15 protein-coding genes and 1 pseudogene are annotated in these 19,472 nt (G+C 44.9%); 6 read left to right on the top strand and 10 right to left on the bottom strand.

Annotated elements, in window-relative coordinates; genetic code table 11:
• Positions 1-88: 88 nt before the first annotated feature.
• On the top strand, positions 89-517 hold the full coding sequence (locus tag OCV36_RS10690; RefSeq protein ID WP_135456650.1) for a MarR family winged helix-turn-helix transcriptional regulator: 429 nt from the start codon (positions 89-91) through the stop codon (positions 515-517).
• A gap of 86 nt (positions 518-603) precedes the next feature.
• Here the strand turns inward: OCV36_RS10690 and OCV36_RS10695 are convergent, their stop codons facing one another.
• The 4 genes from OCV36_RS10695 to OCV36_RS10710 form a co-directional block, all read right to left on the bottom strand.
• Positions 604-1,470, bottom strand: coding sequence for a DMT family transporter (locus OCV36_RS10695; protein ID WP_135456652.1), 867 nt, complete (start codon positions 1,468-1,470; stop codon positions 604-606).
• Between the two features lie 111 nt (positions 1,471-1,581).
• The gene (locus OCV36_RS10700) at positions 1,582-2,679 is read right to left on the bottom strand and encodes an alkene reductase (protein WP_135456654.1); all 1,098 of its coding nucleotides are present in this window, start codon (positions 2,677-2,679) and stop codon (positions 1,582-1,584) included.
• A gap of 14 nt (positions 2,680-2,693) precedes the next feature.
• Positions 2,694-3,071, bottom strand: a complete 378-nt coding sequence (gene gloA / locus OCV36_RS10705) for a lactoylglutathione lyase (RefSeq protein ID WP_135456656.1) — start codon at positions 3,069-3,071, stop codon at positions 2,694-2,696.
• 341 nt (positions 3,072-3,412) lie between these two features.
• A complete protein-coding gene (locus tag OCV36_RS10710; RefSeq protein WP_017073889.1) occupies positions 3,413-4,348 on the bottom strand; it encodes a LysR family transcriptional regulator in 936 nt (311 codons plus the stop codon).
• A 374-nt stretch (positions 4,349-4,722) separates the two neighbouring features.
• On the opposite strand from OCV36_RS10710, the gene OCV36_RS10715 reads away from it, so the two are divergent.
• From OCV36_RS10715 to OCV36_RS10735, 5 genes are all read left to right on the top strand, one after another.
• Positions 4,723-5,634, top strand: coding sequence for a hypothetical protein (locus tag OCV36_RS10715; RefSeq protein WP_135456658.1), 912 nt, complete (start codon positions 4,723-4,725; stop codon positions 5,632-5,634).
• Positions 5,635-6,195: 561 nt separating this feature from the next.
• Complete coding sequence (locus OCV36_RS10720; protein WP_135456660.1) at positions 6,196-6,732, top strand: magnesium transporter; 537 nt, start codon at positions 6,196-6,198, stop codon at positions 6,730-6,732.
• Positions 6,732-7,721, top strand: a complete 990-nt coding sequence (locus OCV36_RS10725) for an efflux RND transporter periplasmic adaptor subunit (RefSeq protein WP_102552574.1) — start codon at positions 6,732-6,734, stop codon at positions 7,719-7,721. Before OCV36_RS10720 ends, OCV36_RS10725 begins: the two co-directional genes overlap by 1 nt.
• 345 nt (positions 7,722-8,066) lie before the next feature.
• Complete coding sequence (locus tag OCV36_RS10730) at positions 8,067-10,043, top strand: alkyl sulfatase dimerization domain-containing protein (RefSeq protein ID WP_017073893.1); 1,977 nt, start codon at positions 8,067-8,069, stop codon at positions 10,041-10,043.
• A gap of 182 nt (positions 10,044-10,225) precedes the next feature.
• Positions 10,226-10,714, top strand: a complete 489-nt coding sequence (locus OCV36_RS10735; RefSeq protein WP_017073894.1) for a hypothetical protein — start codon at positions 10,226-10,228, stop codon at positions 10,712-10,714.
• A gap of 140 nt (positions 10,715-10,854) precedes the next feature.
• Here the strand turns inward: OCV36_RS10735 and cyoE are convergent, their stop codons facing one another.
• The 6 genes and pseudogenes from cyoE to OCV36_RS10765 all read right to left on the bottom strand — a co-directional run bounded on the left by cyoE (position 10,855) and on the right by OCV36_RS10765 (position 19,472).
• Positions 10,855-11,775, bottom strand: coding sequence for a heme o synthase (cyoE, locus tag OCV36_RS10740; protein WP_135456663.1), 921 nt, complete (start codon positions 11,773-11,775; stop codon positions 10,855-10,857).
• Complete coding sequence (gene cyoD, locus OCV36_RS10745; protein WP_004736302.1) at positions 11,736-12,047, bottom strand: cytochrome o ubiquinol oxidase subunit IV; 312 nt, start codon at positions 12,045-12,047, stop codon at positions 11,736-11,738. The genes cyoE and cyoD overlap by 40 nt, the downstream gene beginning before the upstream one ends.
• Complete coding sequence (gene cyoC / locus OCV36_RS10750; RefSeq protein WP_245300922.1) at positions 12,047-12,664, bottom strand: cytochrome o ubiquinol oxidase subunit III; 618 nt, start codon at positions 12,662-12,664, stop codon at positions 12,047-12,049. Before cyoC ends, cyoD begins: the two co-directional genes overlap by 1 nt.
• Positions 12,654-14,736: pseudogene (gene cyoB, locus OCV36_RS10755) on the bottom strand (cytochrome o ubiquinol oxidase subunit I). The gene cyoC and the pseudogene cyoB overlap by 11 nt, the downstream one beginning before the upstream one ends.
• Positions 14,737-14,741: 5 nt before the next feature.
• Positions 14,742-15,638: a ubiquinol oxidase subunit II gene (cyoA, locus tag OCV36_RS10760; RefSeq protein ID WP_135456665.1), complete on the bottom strand. Its 897-nt coding sequence runs from the start codon at positions 15,636-15,638 to the stop codon at positions 14,742-14,744.
• A gap of 735 nt (positions 15,639-16,373) precedes the next feature.
• Positions 16,374-19,472 (bottom strand): efflux RND transporter permease subunit, encoded by a 3,099-nt coding sequence (locus tag OCV36_RS10765; protein ID WP_135456667.1) that lies wholly within the window; start codon positions 19,470-19,472, stop codon positions 16,374-16,376.

The raw sequence follows: 19,472 nt of genomic DNA on the forward strand, positions 1-19,472 counted from the left end.
ATAGAAAAACGTTGTTGATGCTAACAGCATTCATATTAGTTACGATGACAACAGTTGTAATGTCATCGTAAGAATTAGGTGCAAACAGATGTCAGAAGAATTTGATAGACAAAATAGCTTTGGATGGATGATCAATGTCATCGCCAACAAAGCGAGCAAAGATTTCGACCTAGAGTTGAAGAAACACGGCCTAACCATCGCATTGTGGCCAACATTGATGTGCCTATGGGAAGAAGAAGGCATTACGCAGCGTGATATTGCCGCGAAGTCTAAAGTAGAAAACTCTACGACGACGCGCACCTTAGACAAATTGGAGAAGCTTGAGCTAGTTGAGCGCAGAGCCGATCCAAACAGCCGTCGCTCCTTTAGAATCTATCTCACAGAGAAAGGCAAGGCGCTTCAAGAAACGCTAATACCGATCCCGATGAAATTAAACAAAGAACTGGTGAGTGCGCTTGACCCACAAGAGCAACAACAAATGATCAGCTTACTAAAGAAATTGGTCGCAGCTATCTAGCAAATTCACGCTAAAGCTAAAGGCTTGTCAGCTCCGGGCTACCAACAGAAAACAGAAACGAAGCCCTCGCCTCAGCAGCGAGGGTTTTATTTTTTTCTCGACCATTTGATGTAACAAAAGAGCGAGGCAATGATCACAGCGCCGCCCAACAGTTTCTGTATTTCAACACTTTCCCCGAGCATACTCACACTCAGTAACAGCGTCCAAATAGGCTCAAGGATCATGATCAGCGCTGCCACTTCCATATTCACGGAATGTTGACCCACCGTTTGCAATAAGTAACGGATCGATGTCGCGACAACCGCTGAGACGATAAACCAGAATATTAAGGTTTGATTTATTTCAAACTCTGGTTGAGTGGTCATCGAAGCAAACGCTAACCCACTAACACCCACCACAAAAAGCTGCACGCAGATTGAAGCTATAGGTTTGATGTTAGTAATCACACGCTTATTCATGACAAAGTGAACCGAGAGCAACATCGATGCTAATAGGAAATAGATCTGACTCTGCTCAACGTGCCAGCCGTTAGTTAGGGTCAGCAGTAACATACCGAGAATCGCAATTGGAAATGACATCCAGAAGGCGCGATTAGGTTTAACTCGAAATATAATCCAAGAAACAAACGGCGCGATGATCATGGCTAAGCTCATGATAAACGCTCCTTCCGACAAACTTTCCGTCACCGATACCGCAAACACCCATACTTGCAATGAAGCAGACAGCAATAATCCAACACCACAAAGAGACAGAATCTGCTTAAAAGAGAGCTTACGAATATGATGAAGACAGAATGGCAATAGAATCAGGCTCGCGACAAAGAATCGTACACCGATAAACACTGGCCCTGGCATTTCCAATACCACCAGCTTAGATGCTATCCACCCAACCCCAGCCAGTAAAGTTGCACACAACAGGTAAAGCTCGCCACGCATCGCTTTTACGTTCATCATTTTCACTCGATCCAATAACAAAAAAAGCAACCTGACTCTGCAAGGTTGCTTTTTATAAACATTCAACAGGATCAAGATACTATCTCAATACTCTGTTTCAGGCAGCTGTTTTTAGCCTGCGTATTCTGGGTAATCGGTTAAGCCTTTTTCAGCGCCACCAAACAAGGTGTTTGGATCATGCGGAGCAAGCGGGTAACCATTTTGAATACGAGCGGGTAAATCAGGGTTAGCAACGAATGGGCGGCCAAAACCAACCATATCGGTTACGCCTTCAATAACCGCTTTTTCTCCGCGCTCGCTATCGTATTTACCTGCATAAATCAGCACACCTTCATAAGCTGCACGAACGGCAGCCTTAAATGATTTTGGTGTTTCAGGCGCATCGTCCCAATCGACTTCTGCAATATGCAGGTAAACAATTTTGTATAGGTTAAGTAGCGCCGCTGCCGCTGTGTAAGTTTCAACAGGCGTCGCGTCAACCGTGCCATTCAATGATGTGAACGGTGCAAGACGAACACCAACACGGTCAGCGCCAATTGCCTCCACCATCGCTTCAACCACTTCACCTAAGAAACGTAAGCGATTTTCAGTTGAACCACCGTATTCATCGGTGCGATTGTTTGCTTCAGAATCAATAAACTGGTTGATCAGGTAGCCATTCGCGGCGTGAAGTTCAATACCATCAAAACCGGCTTCTATTGCGTTTAAAGCCGCTTGGCGATATTGCTCAACTACTACTTTGATGTCTTCTTTAGTCATCTCACGAGGTTCAACCACATCAACAAAACCCGGCTCATCTGTGCCGTTATCGATGAATACTTTGACGTTTTCCGCTTTCAATGCAGAAGACGAAATTGGTTGCTCACCACCGATATTATCTGGGTGTGTAACACGGCCAACATGCCAAAGCTGCGCAAAGATAACACCGCCTTTTTCATGTACCGCGTCGGTTACTTTTTTCCAACCTGCAATTTGCTCATCTGAATAAATACCAGGCGTCCAAGCGTAGCCTTGACCCATTGAAGAAATCTGTGTGCCTTCTGCCACAATCAAACCAGCAGAAGCGCGTTGAGCGTAGTAAGCCGCCATCATTTCGTTTGCTGAATTACCAGGTTGCGTTGCGCGAGAACGAGTCATCGGAGGCATAACAATACGGTTTTTAAGCTCGATATTACCCAGTTGAATGGGTTGAAATAGTGCGTTTGTCATTGTCATTTCCTCGATTAACCTAGTTGAATCAGTTCGATTTGGTAGCCGTCTGGGTCAGTGATAAAAGCGATGTGCGTTGAACCACCTTTCACAGGGCCTGCTTCGCGAGTCACGTTGCCGCCCAAGGATTTAATTTTGCCACATGCTGCGTAAATATCTTCCACACCCAATGCTAAATGGCCAAAAGCGTTGCCCATTTCATATTCATCGGTATCCCAGTTGTGCGTTAATTCGATAGTCGTACCGCCTTGCTCATAACCAACAAAAACCAATGTGTAGCGGTAATCGTTATTGTCATGACGTTCAAGTTCTTTCATTCCCAATACTTTGGTGTAGAACTCAATAGACTGATCTAAATCAGCAACTCGAATCATTGTGTGTAGGAATTTCATATTTCGCCCTTATTAGCCCGTGGGCCGATGTAATTCTGAACGGAGGTCATCCGTTTATCTCTTGGGACTAATATACGGGCGAATGTGAAGCAATTGAAATTATCATAAATTCTCATTGTGATAACGTTTTGTTATCAAACCTATCTAGCTTGTTACCTAACTAGCTTATTATTGATGTTCTCTAATGAGTAAAAAACAAGTAAATAAAAATGAGTTCAATAGAAAGGCGAATCAACTTTGACAAAATGTTTTGGCAACACAGCTCATAACATAAAAAAAGGAGACCGAAGCCTCCTTAGTTTTCATCTATTCTCGTTTTCAAAAACGCGTGCGCGTGCAGCTTAGAAAGCCAACCTTCGATTATGTAACACCTTAGACATTTCGTCAGAGGTATTAATGATTTCTTCTCTAAACCACTTATGTGCAGGGTCGTGATTTTGTTTTTTCAGCCAGATTAGGTAGTGAGTGATGGGTTGGTAATCAAAAGGCGGCTTGAACAACTGCAAATCTAGGCGTTCTTGAAATTGGATTGCCATCGAAAGTGGTACAACCGTGATGTAATCAGATTGACTGCACAGTAATAAGTTACTAAACAAAGAACTCCCATGAAAAACAATCTTACGCGGCGACAAATCCAATGAAGTGTAATGGCTTAGGCTTCTCAACTGACGACGGGTTCGATCTAGAACCGCATGCTTTTCACTCAAATACTGAGCCTCAGTGATCTCGCCTTTAATTCTGGGATGTCCACTACGGCAGACAATCACAAACTCACCATCGTATAACTTCTCACTGACAGTGCTTGGGTGTTCAGGCAACACGATATCGATCATCGCATCAAATTTTTGAGTTAACAGATCTTCATGAACTTGATCATCGGTAACCGGTTGATCATAGACCTCTAAGGAGATCCCTTGATTTGGCAGTTGAGCAAAACGATTGAGTAACAACCATTGCAAGTGCTCAGGAGCTGAAACCACAAATTTACGTTCGGTAGTGCTTTCATCGAACGATGTCATTCCTTGGAACACACCATTGAGCTCTTGTATAGGTATCTTGACTTGCTCATACAAGCTCTGAGAATAAGCGGTAGGCACTACGCCCCTTCCACTGCGTACAAACAACTCTTGCCCAATTTCGTTCTTCAATCGTCCTAAAGCAGTACTTATCGTCGATTGATTGGTATTCAAATGATCAGCAGCTTTACTCAAACTGCCCTGCTCCATCACCGCAGAAAACACAGCGAGTAAGTTAAAGTTCGGAATATCATTACTCATGATTCAGTGCTCAATAGGCGATAAGTGATATTATTTTATCGTAAAAACGATAGAATAAAACTATCGATGTCAGATAAAGGATCGAACAGAGAAATAAATGGGATGAGATTCACTATTTTTCTTTGCCACCTCTATTAGGAAGACATGACCCGCAAGCACCGTTATCTCTAGTGATACGTAACAACACCACTCAATAAAAGCATCATGCTCCGCTTCAAAATCAAAACGAACATTTCAGTATATTCAAGCATACCTTCAGCAGCAGTCTATTCTATTGTCTCATTTAACGTGACACTGTGTTCCCGTACGGTATATATACATCCAAATTTTGAACACTACAATGGCAAGCAATTAAAACGACCAATAGTATTCAAATGAAAAATAAAACATTACTTTCACTAATTCTCAGTGGAATGGCAGTGGCTTACTCAGGAAGTACACTTGCTGAAACAAAACAGTTGTCAGTTCAAGAAGCCGCAAAAAAATCGGCTAACCCAGTATCTGATGTTTGGATGTTAATCACTCAAAATGACTATACCTTCCTCGAGAAAGAAGATGGTCATCATGAAATGCAAAACCGCTTCAGCTTCCAACCCGTTATGCCAGTGCCAATTATGGATGGTGAATGGAACTTGGTGAACCGCCTAGTGGCTAACCATTACAGCGCACCCGGCGATCGTGAAGATGGTGATTTCTTTCAAGGTCGCACAAACGGTATGGGTGATACAGTGTTCTTATCCCTTGCAGCTCCCAACCGCGACGATGGCTGGATCTGGGGTGTAGGTCCTACCGTTATTATGCCAACCGGTACCGATGGGTTAACTCAAGACAAATGGCAAGTTGGTCCAGCAGCGATGGTGGCTCGCTTAGGTAAAGAAACAGGTGCACCAACAAGCATTGAAAGCTGGAACGTGGGCTTCTTAGCACAACAATGGTGGGATGTAGGTGGCAGCGATAGCGTAACCGAATCAACAAACCAAGCGGATATTCAGTACTTTCTAAACTACCGACTGAACAACACCGCACTAATTGGTATGACACCAAATATTCAAGTTGATTGGGAAAAAGATGGGTCTGACCGTTTTACCGTACCAGTAGGCCTTGGTTACATCGATATGTTCAAAGTTGGACCTATGCCTGTTCGTTGGGGTGTTGAACTTCAATACTACGTCATGAAGCCTGATGCGAACGTAGGGACAGCTAATCCATCGGAATACATTCCATACTCACCCGATTGGAACTTAAAGTTCTTCGTGGCTCCCGTCACAATGAACCCATTCAAATAACATCTATAAACTGGTCAAAGTTTTTTATATTTTTTTGACCAGTTTCCTGATGCTTTTCTGGCCACTTCCATGATCCAAGCCAATTTTATTATCAATACTTCCCCCCCTAGTTTGAGCCTATTCAAATAAACCATTTAATTAACCGACCAAACCTGCCAATCATCGTAATTACGATATTGTAATATCGTAATATTGGGTAGATAGCATCAGTGACACTTCTTATCATTCCGCCAACAAATCAATTCTTACCTTAAACAAAAAACCTGAAAATGTGTAGATAATGGTGTTGCAAACATCACGGACGACGGCCTTAAACCCAATGCAGCAGCGAACATCACATTGGTTAACGTTACTTTAAGATTGATTTCTCCGGGTGTTATTAACCCTGAATTCGCGAGATTGCGTTGTCTATTTGGGCAAATCGATTTTTAAGTGTCATCTTATACTTTTGATTTCAGTAAGCAGTATTGCTCATTTGATATTCATCATTTTTCCAGATGTTATTTAGAAACCTTGAACTCAGACTCCACTTTCTCTCTCCTTATTTCTATAGGTTGAGATATGAAACTCTTTAAAATTGTTCTGCAGAAAGTTGGGGCTGTCGTGATGGTTCTCGTCAAGTTCTGTCTATTCATGGCACTCATGCTCGCTGGTGCTTGGGCACTGGCTCCAATGGGTAAAATCCACTCAAAAGACATCGATCTTTCTCAGTTCAATAACCACCCGAACGAAATGATGATGACGTTCTTCCAGACTGAATTTTTTTCGGGCTACCTATTTTCCGTGACAATGGCTGTTGTGCTCGCTGCAATATATGGTATGTGGCAAATCCACGAACTCGGTGTGCATAAAGCGAAAGAACACAAAAGTGCTCACGTTCAAATTGTATTCGCACTCTCTCTTTGTGGTCTGTTCATCAGTAAGACCTTCTGGGTTATCGCTCTAGTTATCGCCCTTGCAAACTGGAAACACATTGGTCAATCCATTAGTGATGTGATCCGCCGTGGTGTTCAACCTAAGGACGCAACACCAAACGATCAACCGCCAGTCAACAAAGCGATTCCTGAACACACTATCACTGGAAAAGAGGCCGCATAATGAAAGAAATGATGATCCCATATGTTCTGATTGTATGGTCACTATTCGCAACAGGCGCATTAAAGAAGAGCATTAAAAACTACACATGGGCTGCCATTGGCGGTGTTGTCATTCTTGGTCTTTTGGCTATCGTCTCTCGCCTATGGGCTCCCGTAGATATGACCAATTCGACCACCGTAAAAGCGCCACACGCGGTAATGTCTCCTATCTTTGGCCAACAGATTGATGAAGTGTTTGTAGACCATAACCAAATGGTTAAGGAAGGCGACGTAATTTACACACTCGTCGACATTGACTCTGCCGCAGACAAAGCAAAGATCGAATCTTCAATTGTTCAGAAAGAAGAAGAGATCAAGCAAATGAATCGCGACTTAGAGCGTGCTGAAACGTCACCTGAAATCTTCAATATGCGTGACGTAGAAAAGTACGACTCCGATCTTCGAGTACTGCATGCCGAACTTACATCATTAAAAGCTGACCTTCAAAAAGTCAACTGGGCACAAGAGAAGAAGACCATTAGAGCTGAATTTGATGGCCAAGTATCGATAGTGAATATTGCTGAAGGTTCTGTCATGGGTAATATGCACCTGTACAACACCAGCAAAAAATTCTTAGAGATGCGTATTTCTGACCAAACTTACGGATATGTTCAAGTAGGTGATTTTGCCGAGTTTTTCGTTGATGCATACCCAGGCCACGTGTTCCGAGCAAAAGTACACAGCTTTAATGCAGGTACAGGTGAATCAAGCATTTCACCACTACAAGGACCACAAAGTGTTGGCCAACACGTCGTTCAAAACGGCAATGGTTTAGGTCGTACGATTGTATTAGAAATCTTTGAACCAGAAGGCTACAACATTCCAATTGGTGCAGCAGGCGCAGCTTGGATTTCAGCTGAGAAGCCACATCCATTTTGGGGATTCATTGACGTAATTGGTGCAGCGACCGTTCGCCTACAATCGTACAAATCATACCTAGGCGCTTGGTAGGCATTGTGACAATGATGGCGCCATAAACTTAAACAGAAGCTAGCTATGACTTTAGCTCTAGCTCTAGCTCTAGCTCTAGCTCTAGCTCTAGCTCTAGAAAAAAGTTTGATTACCAGTCACTTATATAACAAGAAATGCCCCGACTATCGGGGCATTTTTGTATCAAAATATTTAAATCACATAATTTGAGTTAGATCACAAAAATCGATAATACGATTTACCAAGCTAATAATCATCGTTAAAACGATAAATCGAAATCGATTTATCGCGTAGATACGCCACTCTCTCCCCTCTATCATTCCAACCAAGAAATCTAATTCCTGTATCCAAATATAAGGTCAATTCATGACTAACACATTCAAAAAAATGGCACTTCCTGTTGCTATCGCGAGCGCTTTATTCGTCTCTGGTTTTGCCTCAGCGACCCCAGTGGTAGAAGCGACTTCAAAAGTAGGTCAAGAGTTGCAAACAAGTTCAGCAGCTCAATACCAAAACATCGATTTGAACGCGCGCTACAAAAGCGATGTTTTGTTCGAACATGAATCAAACCTATTTTGGGGAAAGGGCGAACGTATCAAAGTCCTTTCAAAAACAGGCGACACATTAGCGTACACTGAAGAATCTGATCACGTACATCCAACGCTAACGAAACACGGTCGTAAAATGGACCAAGCGGTTATCCAAGTCGATGACAATGTTTATTTAGCTTACGGTTTCGGCCTAGATACTCCTGTCATGATTGAAGGCGATGACGGTATCATCATTGTCGATCCAGGCGAATCTGTTCAAATGGCAGAAGCAGCAAAAGCGCAATTCCGCCAGATTACCGATAAACCTGTCACTGCGATTATTTACTCTCACAACCACATTGACCACATCTCTGGTGTTCGTGCATGGACAACCGATGAGAAAGTAGCTTCTGGTGAAGTTAAGATCATCGCTCAAGAAGGCCTAACTGAAGCAGTAGCAAACTGGTCTTCAAACCTAGGTACGCTATTTGGTCACCGCACCTCTTACACTGGCGCGAAACACGTTGAAGAAGGTGAACACGGCACAGTAAACGATGGTCTTGGTCCACGTTTCATGCAAGGCGATATCTCTTTCATCGAACCAAACACACTTATTGAAGCAAATGCTACGCTAGACATCACTATCTCTGGCGTACGTATGCAAATCGTGAACGTACCGTCTGAAACTAAAGATGAAGTCGTGGTTTACCTACCTGAACAGAAAATTCTGCACGCAGCAGAGGTTCTACAAGGTGAAAACTTCCCGAACTTACACACGATTCGTGGTACTAAGTTCCGCGATCCGAGCATGTGGTTCAAAGGCATCGACGTAATGCGTCAATTCGATACAGAGATCATGATCAACTCTCATGGTCGTCCTGTTGAAGGTAAAGAAGCGGTAGCAGATGTACTAACCGCTTATCGCGATGCGATTCAATACACGCATGACCAAACGATTCGTCACATGAACAAGGGTCTAACACCTGACGAGCTTGTTGAAGTCGTTAAGCTACCTAAACACCTTGCCGACCACCCTTGGTTAGGTGAGCACTACGGTACCGTTGCACACGCTGTTCGCCAAATTTACGTAGGCTACAACGGTTTCTTCGAAGCCGATCCGTGGCAACTAGAGCCAATGGCTTATGAGCAGCGTGCTAAAGCTTTCGTAGAAATCATGGGCGGTCGTGACAACATCATCGACACAGCAAAAGCGGCGATGAAAGCAGAGAACTACACCTTTGCAGCAGAGATTCTTTCTTACCCAATCACGGTAAACAAAGATGACATGGAAGCACGCTTACTGAAAGCACAAGCTTACAAAGCATGGTCTGCTGATCAAGTGAACATCAACTGGCGCAACTGGGCATTGAATGCTGCAGCTGAACTAGAAGGTACTCGTGATTTCTCTAACATGATCAGCTTTGCTTCTGTAGACGTACTAACTGCCCTACCAAGTAAGCAAATCTTCGATATGATGACGTCGACGCTAATTGCAGAAAACACGCTAGATGTGAACACTGCGCTAACGTACAACTTCTCTGATACGAATGAATCATTCACTATCGAAGTTCGTAACGGCATTGCACAGCTTCATGAAACAGCACTAGAAGGCGCTGATGTTCAAATCAACACTTCTCGTCAAGTATTGAACCAAATCTTGATGGCTGGTCCAAATGCTCAACAAGTGATTGGTACCAACATGCAGTCTGGCGCGTTTAAGTTCTCGAATGGCGACATTCAAGCCTTTGGCCTATTCATGAGCTACTTCGATAAATCAATGTCTCCTGAAGAGATCATGCTTATCGTTCGTTAACTGACGCACGTTAGTTAAAGGCTCGCTAGGATAGCAAGCGGATAAATATAGGGACCCTCGTGGTCCCTTTTCCTTATTGCTTATTGCTTATTGCTTATTGTGTATTTTTTAATCTCATCTGCTCACATCAACTTTAATGATGACGTGATGGGAAATTTACTCGTTCAATTTAAGGTTTCTAGATGCTAAAACGTTTCGCTCTGCTACTTTCACTTAGTTCATCTCTGGTTTTTGCCTGCGGCCTACATCAGGATACTGGGCTTAGCTTGATCACCGAACCGGGCTCACTCGAAGTATTTGGCAACATCATTAATGCACGACAAGATGACGAATTTGGCAATTTAAATAAGCCTGACCATTTCCGCCTTTTTGCAATCCAAGCAGCACTTGGCAAAGAGCATCCAAACAAGATTGAGTTCAACCTATTTGAAGCGATTAAAGGCCACTACAGCGAAATCAACTTTGCTAAAGGTGTCAAAGTTTCAGGAAGAGATACATTGCCAACCGAGGAAGATTTACTTCTGATCACAGAGTTAGACGTGTTCGATGCGCTAGCAACAGGAACCATTTCTTGGGATCAAGCAAGCTTACAACGTTTAATCGTCATCAACGGACCGCAAGATAAACGCGAGCAATTAGAAGCTTGGTTCAATGATATTTTTGAAGGGTAATAGCGAAAACCTAAGTAATTCAAGGCTGAATAGTTAAAAGGGGAGCAACAAAGAAAAATAAGACAGACGACAAAAACAAACAATAAAAAGTCGTCAAACCCTCGGACTTCAAACATTGAAGGTTCAACGACAAACTTAAATCAAAAAATTGCAGGCAAAGGAATCAGCTCTAAACCAAGCACACCACTGATGCTCATCACTACCAGCAAAGACACTTTAAACACTGTCTTTGACCACTGAATGTAGTTAAGGCAATCGACCTTACGGAATGTCACTTTAGTCCACATAAAGCAAACTGCCGCCGACACCGCTAGGTATTCATAACCCGCTTCTCCGAGTAAGAACAACGCCAGTGCAACAGCGCCAAACGCCACCACATACGCTTTCATGTGCTGATGTGCTTTGTCGACGCCTTCTTTCACCGGTAACACGGGAATACCCGCATCGCGATAGTCTTGAATACGAAACATCGCGATCGCATACGAATGTGGCATTTGCCATAAACAGAACATCGCAAACAACAAAACCGCTTCAAGGCTGATGTAATTAGTCACCGCCAAGTAACCCACTAACGGCGGAACCGCGCCAGAAATACTGCCGACTAAAGTGCCGTAAACCGATGTACGCTTGTACCACATGGTGTAGAAAAAGACGTAAAACACATAGCCAAGCAACACCATGACCGCAGAGATCGGATTAGCGAACTGAAACAGCAGCGCTGTGCCTGCTAGCAGTAAAACCAAAGCATAGACGAACGCGACGTCTATATTGATGTTGCCCTGAACCAATTCTCGGTTTTGTGTGCGCTTCATCTTCTGGTCGATGTCTCTGTCAAAGATGTTGTTCACCACGCAACCTGATGCAATCACAAGCCCTACACCCGCTAATGTCGTCAGTAACAACATCGCACTGGCTGGTTCTGTTTTTGCGGCGAGGAAGAACCCCGCCGCAACAGAAATCAGGTTGCCGAAAATGATGCCCGGTTTGGTAATAGACAAATATTTTTTCAGCATACCTTGGCCTACAACTTCATGTTGACGTTCATGTTGTAGATGATCCATACCGAGCCAGCGATAAGAATCAATACAACAATGGCGGTAAACATCAATGACACCAAGTTCCAACGCCCATCGGAAGATTTCGCTTCCATGTGCAAGAAGTACTTAAAGTGCACAAAGATTTGCACCAGCGCGCAGCCGAACAAGATCACGTAAGTTTCTGTGCTTGGTAACACATGCGCCCACACGATGTAGAACGGAATAATGGTGAGAATCAGTGACGCAATAAAGCCTTTCACATAGTCCGTTGCACCACTGTCTAGATGCTGTTCCATTACATCACCCCCATTAAGTACACGATGGTAAATACACAAATCCAAACGATATCAAGGAAGTGCCAAAACAAGCTCAAGCACTGGAAGCGCATCGACATGTTGTCGTTCAAACCTTTAGTTGAAAGCTGGTGATAAGCCACTGCCATCCAAATCAGACCAAACGTTACGTGCAAACCGTGTGTGCCAACCAAGGTAAAGAACGCAGAAAGGAATGCACTTTCTTGAGGGCCATATCCTTCAGCAATCAAATGATGGAACTCATACACTTCCATACAGATAAAGGCTAAGCCCAATACGAAAGTCACTTTGATCCAGCGCTTCAGTCCGGTCACGTCTTTGCGCTTCATCGCAATCATGCTAAAACCGAATGTGATACTACTGAACAGCAGCATCATGGTTTCGACAAACACGAACGGCAGTTCAAAGATGTCTTTACCTGTCGGCCCTGCAATTGATCCACTCTCAAGCACGGCATAAGTCGCGAAAAGCGTGGCAAACAGGACACAGTCACTCATCAAGTAAACCCAGAAGCCAAACAACTTGTTGCCCGCCGCTTCGTGGTGATGATCATGCGAGTGTGCAAGATCATAAGTGTGTGACGGAGTATTAGCTTGCATACGTCGTCTCCAAGTCATCTTTATTGTCGTTGTTATCACTGTCACCGTCAGCACTGTTACCACGACCAGAATGGTCGCCTTTCACTGACTGTTTCTTTGCTTCTTCAAGCTGTGCACGTCGAGCCGCTTCAATCACTTTGATCTCTTCAACTTCCACGTAGTAATCCACATCGTCGTTGTAGCTGTGTTGAATACACGTCACCACGATGCCCACCAAGCTTGCTGCTGCTAGCCACCAGATGTACCAGATCATCGCGAAGCCAAATGCCAACGCCCATGCAGACACATAAATGCCTGTTGGTGTGTTTTTCGGCATGTGAATACGTTCGTATTCTTCTTCCTGAGTGGGGTCAAATTCACCACTTTGCTTTTGATACCAGAACGAATCAATCTCATCGCCCTTAGGCAATTTTGCAAAGTTGTAGAACGGTGGTGGTGACGATGTCGCCCATTCGAATGTACGTCCACCCCATGGGTCACCGGTTAGATCTCGGTTTTGGTCGCGGTCACGAACACTCACGTAAATCTGAACGAACTGACACACCACACCCATCGCAATTACGCCTGTACCTGCAGCCGCAACCGCCAGTAGAGGGAAGAACTCAGGGTTGATGTCTTGGCTCAAGCGACGCGTCATCCCCATAAAGCCCAGAGCGTAAAGCGGCAAGAACGCCATCAAGAAACCGATGATCCAGCAGTAGAATGCGCGTTTGCCCCAAAGCTCGTTCAAAGTGAAGCCGGTTGCTTTCGGGAACCAATAACCAATCGCAGCAAAACAACCGAAGACAACACCACCGATGATTACGTTGTGGAAGTGAGCAATCAGGAATACTGAGTTATGCAGAATGAAATCTGCCCCCGGTACTGCCATCAATACGCCCGTCATACCACCCACGGTAAAGGTGATTAGGAAACCGACCGTCCACATCATTGGTGTGGTAAAACGGATGCGTCCTTTGTACATGGTGAATAGCCAGTTGAAGATCTTAACCCCGGTAGGGATAGAGATAATCATGGTCGCGATGCCGAAGAAGGCATTCACATTGGCGCCAGAACCCATGGTGAAGAAGTGATGCAGCCAAACCACAAACGCCAAAATAGTGATAGCAATCGTCGCCCATACCAACGAGGTATAACCAAACAGTTTTTTGCGTGAGAAGGTTGCAGTCACTTCGGAAAACACACCGAAGATAGGCAAGATCAGGATGTACACCTCAGGGTGTCCCCATGCCCAAATCAGATTCACATACATCATCACGTTGCCACCAAGGTCATTGGTGAAGAAATGCGTGCCGATGTATCTATCCAACGTCAGTAGCGCGATAGTGACCGTTAGGATTGGGAAAGAGATGATGATCAGGATGTTGGCACACAGAGACGCCCACGTGAATACTGGCATCTTCATCATTGGCATAGACGGAGTACGCATGCGCAAAATAGTCGCGAAGAAGTTCACACCCGTTAACGTGGTACCCACACCGGATATTTGCAGTGCCCATATCCAATAATCGACCCCAACTCCTGGGCTGGCCTCAATGCCAGACAGCGGCGGATACGCCAACCAACCCGTACGGCCAAATTCACCTAACCCCAGTGACATGTTGGTTAGGATGATACCCACCACAAACAGCCAGAAGCTCAAGTTATTTAGGTAAGGGAATGCAACATCACGAGCACCTATTTGCAGCGGTACGATGATGTTCATCAAACCAATAACCAGAGGCATCGCTACGAAGAAAATCATGATCACGCCGTGAGCCGTGAAGATTTGGTCGTAGTGATGTGGCGGTAAATAGCCTGTCTCACCGGCTGCAGAAAGCAATTGCTGACTGCGCATCATGACCGCATCAGCAAAGCCACGAACTAACATCACCATCGCGACCGCAATGTACATGAAGCCTAGTTTTTTTGTGGTCTACAGACGTAAACCATTCATTCCATAGGTATTGCCACTTACCGGCTTTTGTTACCGCATACACCACTAAACTACCCACTAAAGCGATCATGGTTAAGGTAATCAAAATAATGGGTTCGTGGTAGGGAATTGAGTCTAGAGTTAATCTTCCAAACATGACGATTATCCTTGGGTTTCCGGCAGACAGTTCATTGAACCAGGGTGCTGGGTCACGACATCAGTGAATAAAAATGGTGGGATACTGGAGAAAAAAGTCACAGGTTCAGCCACACTTGGCGCAGCCAATGAACGGAACTGCTCCCAATCTTCAATACGGTCTGGGCTAGCTTTCACTTTCTCTACCCAATTTAGAAACGCTACTTGATCAGGCATCGCTGACGCAGTGAATTTCATTTGAGAGAACCCTTTACCACTGTAGTTCGATGCAAAACCTTTGAAGTCGCCTTCGTGGTTTGCAATCAAATTCAACTTGGTCACCATTCCCGGCATCGCGTAGATCTGCGAACCAAGGCGCGGGATAAAGAACGCGTTCATGATGTTGTCTGAAGTCAGCTTAAACGTCACCGGTACATCTTTCGGGAACGCAACATAGTTAACCGTCGCAATGTTTTGCTCCGGATAGATGAACAGCCACTTCCAGTCCAGAGAGACCACTTCGATCACCATAGGCTTAACGTCACTCACCAGAGGCTTTGAAGGCTCTAGTTCGTGTGTTGAACGCCAAGTGATGGTGGCCAGAATCGCGATAATGATGATTGGAATCGTCCATACCACTATTTCAATCTTGGTTGAGTGCGCCCAGTCAGGTGCATACTCTTCTGTGGTGTTGCTTTCGCGGTATCTATAAGCAAAATAGATGGTCATCAGAATCACGGGAATGACGACAATCAACATCAGTAACAGAGCCGTGATAATCAGCTCTTTTTCCTGAACGCCAACGCTACCTTTTGGGTCGAGCAATGCGGAGTTACATCCTTCGAGCATCAGGACGGTTCCCACCAAACCAATCCTCGACAGATTTGCTCTCGATAAAATGCGTTTATATCTTGAAGCTTCCATTAACTTTCTCGATGGTTATCCAGCCTCAGAACGAACGCCCGAGTACTGGTTGTCATGGTCATTAGAATATTTATGTGTTGAGCATGTGAAACACCGTACCTCAAAGGGAAGTCCAATTTAGTCTGGTCACGCGCAGTCAAAACAAGATTGCAGCGAGTCAAAACAGCATTGCTGCTAAGCTAAAACATAGCCACAAGGTTAAAACCACACAGAAAACATGACTTAATTGTTACACTTTGAAACACATTGTTACATTTGGCGCATTATGAGGAGTTAAAATTGAAAGCTCACCAAACAAACTTGGAAACTAACCTTTCATTTATGAAGGCGAAAGATCAGAAAAAGAATGCAATTCAGACACACGACATTGGCGTACCACACGGATAAAACCAGTGCTGGTAAGGGATTTACAAGAGGTCGACAAACGCTAATCCAAGAACAAGATACACGGAAAATCCGGGGTACATTAGAAAGAGCGAATAAAGAGAAGTGTGATCGGAATCTAAATTATGAATTCACATACCATTTACATGGTATTCACCCGTAAGATTATTTAACATCACCAATCATTCATCAGTGAGATATCTGAGTGTTAGCCGATGCAATATTGTGGTGAGTCGATAGTCTTATAAGCGTAAAAAGATAAGAAAAATGGAGAGTTTGAGGTGAATTCAAAGAGAAAACAACGCCATAATCAAGCTAAACACAGCTCGATTATGGCGAGTTAAAGATAACTTACACGGCTTGATTAGCGATGGTTTTTCGCTGATTTCGAGTCATCAAGTGATAAACCACAGGCACAAAATAGAACGAGATAAGCGTGGTTAACACGGTACCGCCCACAATCGCGACCGCAAACGGAGGCCAAAAACCACCGCCCGCGATGATCAACGGCATAAAGCCCCCAACCGTAGTAATCGTTGTTGAACTGATGTGTCGAGTACACGACATCACCGCCTCTACCACCGCATCCACATTGCCTGATGAAGCTTGTTCATCGAGTTTCAATTCCGTCAGAATTACGATGGCGGCGTTAATCGCTAAGCCCGCAATCCCAAGCATGGCGATGATCACCGTAAAACCAAATGGGTAACCGAAGATCCACACCGACAGCAACCCTAGGCCACCAGCCAGCCCTGCTACCATGAAGATGATGCTACTCATTCGGAACGAATTGAACGACATCACCACCACTAACACCATCAATACCACCACGACTGCGACATTTGAGATGAGACTGTTGACTGAATTGTCTCGTTCAGCGGATTCGCCACCAAAACCAACCGTGTAACCAGACGGAATTTCATAGCTTTCTAAGCGTTTTTGGAATTCGTTAAGCACGGTTTGAGGTAAAACACCCGCTTCAATGTAACCCTCGATGGTATTCACACGCTGCCCGTTACGACGAGTAATCGCACCACGACTCGTCGTCAGTTCAAGCTCGGCTAAGGTAGACACATTGATACCGGTTGAGTAGACATCTGAACTGATCGGCAAACGAATATTACTCAGGTGCGAAAGATCCTCACGAGCCTCATCCGCGACACGAACACGAATCGGCACCGATTCACTGCCCTCAATTACCGAACCACTTTCACGACCAGTTAACGTGGTTTGCAACATGCCAGCAAACTGATTGAGCGAAATACCGTTAAGTTTTGCGGTGTCTTCATCGACCTTCAACCACACCTTCGGCGTACCCGGTTGCAATGTTTCTCGGGTATGAGTCACATGAGGAACACCTGCAAGAATCAAGCGTACATCTTCACCAATCGCTTTTAAGGTATCGAGGTTTTCACCATAAACGCGCAACTCAACAGGCGCAGTAAACGGAGGGCCTTGGTTAAGCTTTCTCACCAAAATTTGAGCTTGCGGCACTTCTTCGTCTAACACTTTCTGGAGCTCAGGAATTAAAGCATTGGCTTGATCAAAGTTCTCTGTTTTGACCATCGCTTGTGAGAAGTACGGCGCGTTATTTTGCCTTGCTTGTAGATTGTAATAGAACGATGGGAAGTTCGCTCCTACTAGCCAATCAATGCGTTCCACTTCTGGGTAGCGATGAATGATATCGTCTATTTTTTCAGAGGTATTCTTCGTAGCATAAACACTCGCTTGCGGCGGCATGTAAACCTGAATCTCAAACATGTCTCGGTCTGATGGCGGGAAGAATTGCTCCGTTAATTGGGACATACTCCAGTAACCGGTAAACGGTACCAATAACACCAAAGCAATAGTGATGATTGGATGCGTGACACCAAAGCGAACAGAAGACGAGAACCAACGTGTTAGTGCAGGAATTCTTAAGCCCGTCATGTACCAATGGTGCTGCCCCTTCTTGTCGACATCACTGAGCTGTTCCGGCAGTAGCTTGGTCGCTAAGCCTGCGATTAAGGTGTGCGAGATTATGTAAGAGCCGATCAACGAGAAAGACACCGTAATCGCAATACCGCCAACGAATTCACCCGATGCGCCCGGCATCAAAATGATTGGTGCAAACGCCAAAACGGTAGTCAAAGTGGAACCTAACAACGGTACCCATAAATGCTTCAACGCGTTCATGGTTGCTTCTGCTCGCTGTTGCCCTTTCAATCGGTAAGCTTGAATGGTATCAACCATCACCACCGCGTTATCGACCATGATGCCTAATGCCACAATCAAGCCAGTTACAGACATTTGGTTAATCGGCACACCGGTCATTTTCATGATCGACAAGGTCAGTAATGAGGTTAACGGCAGAGAAATCGCCACTAAGATCGCGGCACGCACGCCTAAAGTGACAAACAACACAATCAAGATCAGCACGAAACCGATCATCAAACTTTTGCCCAAATCGTCCAAGCGTGTTTCGGTATAGCCTTGCTGATTGAAAAGCACGTTGACCTGAATATTGCTCGGCAGCTCTTGCTCAAATCGACTGATGAGCGCGTTGGCTCGCGACGTCCAGTTATCGACTCGTAAATCAGGATGCATTCTTGCCGCGACAATCACACCCGGCTCACCATCAATAATGGCAATCTGGTCTTGTGGGGTTTTCTCACCACGTTTCACAGAAGCAATGTCTTCCATACGGATGATGTGACCTTTGCTATCAGTGGCTATTGGCACTTGCTTAATGCGCTCAATAGAATCGAGTTCAGATTTAATTTCTAAGCCAAAGCGAGAATACGCACTGACTAATTCACCGGCAGAGTTCTTGGCATCCGCTCCTTCAAGAGACTCTGCAATATTGGCACTTGAACGCCCAAGGGCAGCAGCGTCTGCGGTGCGTAAACTGATTTGAATCTCTTCCTGTGGCATCCCGTATTCGTCAACGAATTCAGTACCCGATAAGGTTCTCAACCGTTTGGCTAACTCTTTGGCATAACGGCCAAGCGTCAGTCGATCCGGCTCACCTGCACCAGACCAAGTCAGCGCGGTAATCGTGGTAAAGGCATAGGTGTGGTCGCTGTCGAGATCGGGAGAATGAGAGCCCGCTGGCAAAATGGATTCGATGTCAGATAGCTTGTCACGAGCTTGAGACCAGACGGGTTCTGGCTCGGTGATGGTGTCATTCAATTCGAGCGTGACAATAGACACGCCCGGTCTTGAAGTCGAGCTCACTAACTTAACTTCACTTAACTCACGCAGCTTGTTTTCTATAACCTCCGTGACCAGAGTTTCAACACGTTCGGCACTGGCGCCAGGGAAGCTCGTAGTAATGTTCGCGTAACGGTTGATGATGACTGGATCTTCTGCACGCGGCAGCGTCATGAACGCAGAAATACCACTCACCATGAGCAGCGCGGTCATTAAAATAAGTAGTCGAGTGTTGGAAATAGTCTCTATGATTTTCAT

The organism is Vibrio echinoideorum, from assembly GCF_024347455.1.
GTDB lineage: Bacteria > Pseudomonadota > Gammaproteobacteria > Enterobacterales > Vibrionaceae > Vibrio > Vibrio echinoideorum.

Excerpts from the sequence above, each read along its gene's own strand:
- OCV36_RS10710 (WP_017073889.1), bottom strand. The coding sequence starts at position 4,348 with ATGAGTAATGATATTCCGAACTTTAACTTACTCGCTGTGTTTTCTGCG.
- cyoA (WP_135456665.1), bottom strand. The coding sequence starts at position 15,638 with ATGGAAGCTTCAAGATATAAACGCATTTTATCGAGAGCAAATCTGTCG.
- OCV36_RS10735 (WP_017073894.1), top strand. The coding sequence starts at position 10,226 with ATGCTAAAACGTTTCGCTCTGCTACTTTCACTTAGTTCATCTCTGGTT.
- OCV36_RS10720 (WP_135456660.1), top strand. The coding sequence starts at position 6,196 with ATGAAACTCTTTAAAATTGTTCTGCAGAAAGTTGGGGCTGTCGTGATG.
- OCV36_RS10715 (WP_135456658.1), top strand. The coding sequence starts at position 4,723 with ATGAAAAATAAAACATTACTTTCACTAATTCTCAGTGGAATGGCAGTG.
- OCV36_RS10765 (WP_135456667.1), bottom strand. The coding sequence starts at position 19,472 with ATGAAAATCATAGAGACTATTTCCAACACTCGACTACTTATTTTAATG.
- cyoE (WP_135456663.1), bottom strand. The coding sequence starts at position 11,775 with ATGGATCATCTACAACATGAACGTCAACATGAAGTTGTAGGCCAAGGT.
- gloA (WP_135456656.1), bottom strand. The coding sequence starts at position 3,071 with ATGAAATTCCTACACACAATGATTCGAGTTGCTGATTTAGATCAGTCT.
- OCV36_RS10700 (WP_135456654.1), bottom strand. The coding sequence starts at position 2,679 with ATGACAAACGCACTATTTCAACCCATTCAACTGGGTAATATCGAGCTT.
- cyoD (WP_004736302.1), bottom strand. The coding sequence starts at position 12,047 with ATGGAACAGCATCTAGACAGTGGTGCAACGGACTATGTGAAAGGCTTT.
- OCV36_RS10725 (WP_102552574.1), top strand. The coding sequence starts at position 6,732 with ATGAAAGAAATGATGATCCCATATGTTCTGATTGTATGGTCACTATTC.
- OCV36_RS10690 (WP_135456650.1), top strand. The coding sequence starts at position 89 with ATGTCAGAAGAATTTGATAGACAAAATAGCTTTGGATGGATGATCAAT.
- cyoC (WP_245300922.1), bottom strand. The coding sequence starts at position 12,664 with ATGCAAGCTAATACTCCGTCACACACTTATGATCTTGCACACTCGCAT.
- OCV36_RS10695 (WP_135456652.1), bottom strand. The coding sequence starts at position 1,470 with ATGATGAACGTAAAAGCGATGCGTGGCGAGCTTTACCTGTTGTGTGCA.
- OCV36_RS10730 (WP_017073893.1), top strand. The coding sequence starts at position 8,067 with ATGACTAACACATTCAAAAAAATGGCACTTCCTGTTGCTATCGCGAGC.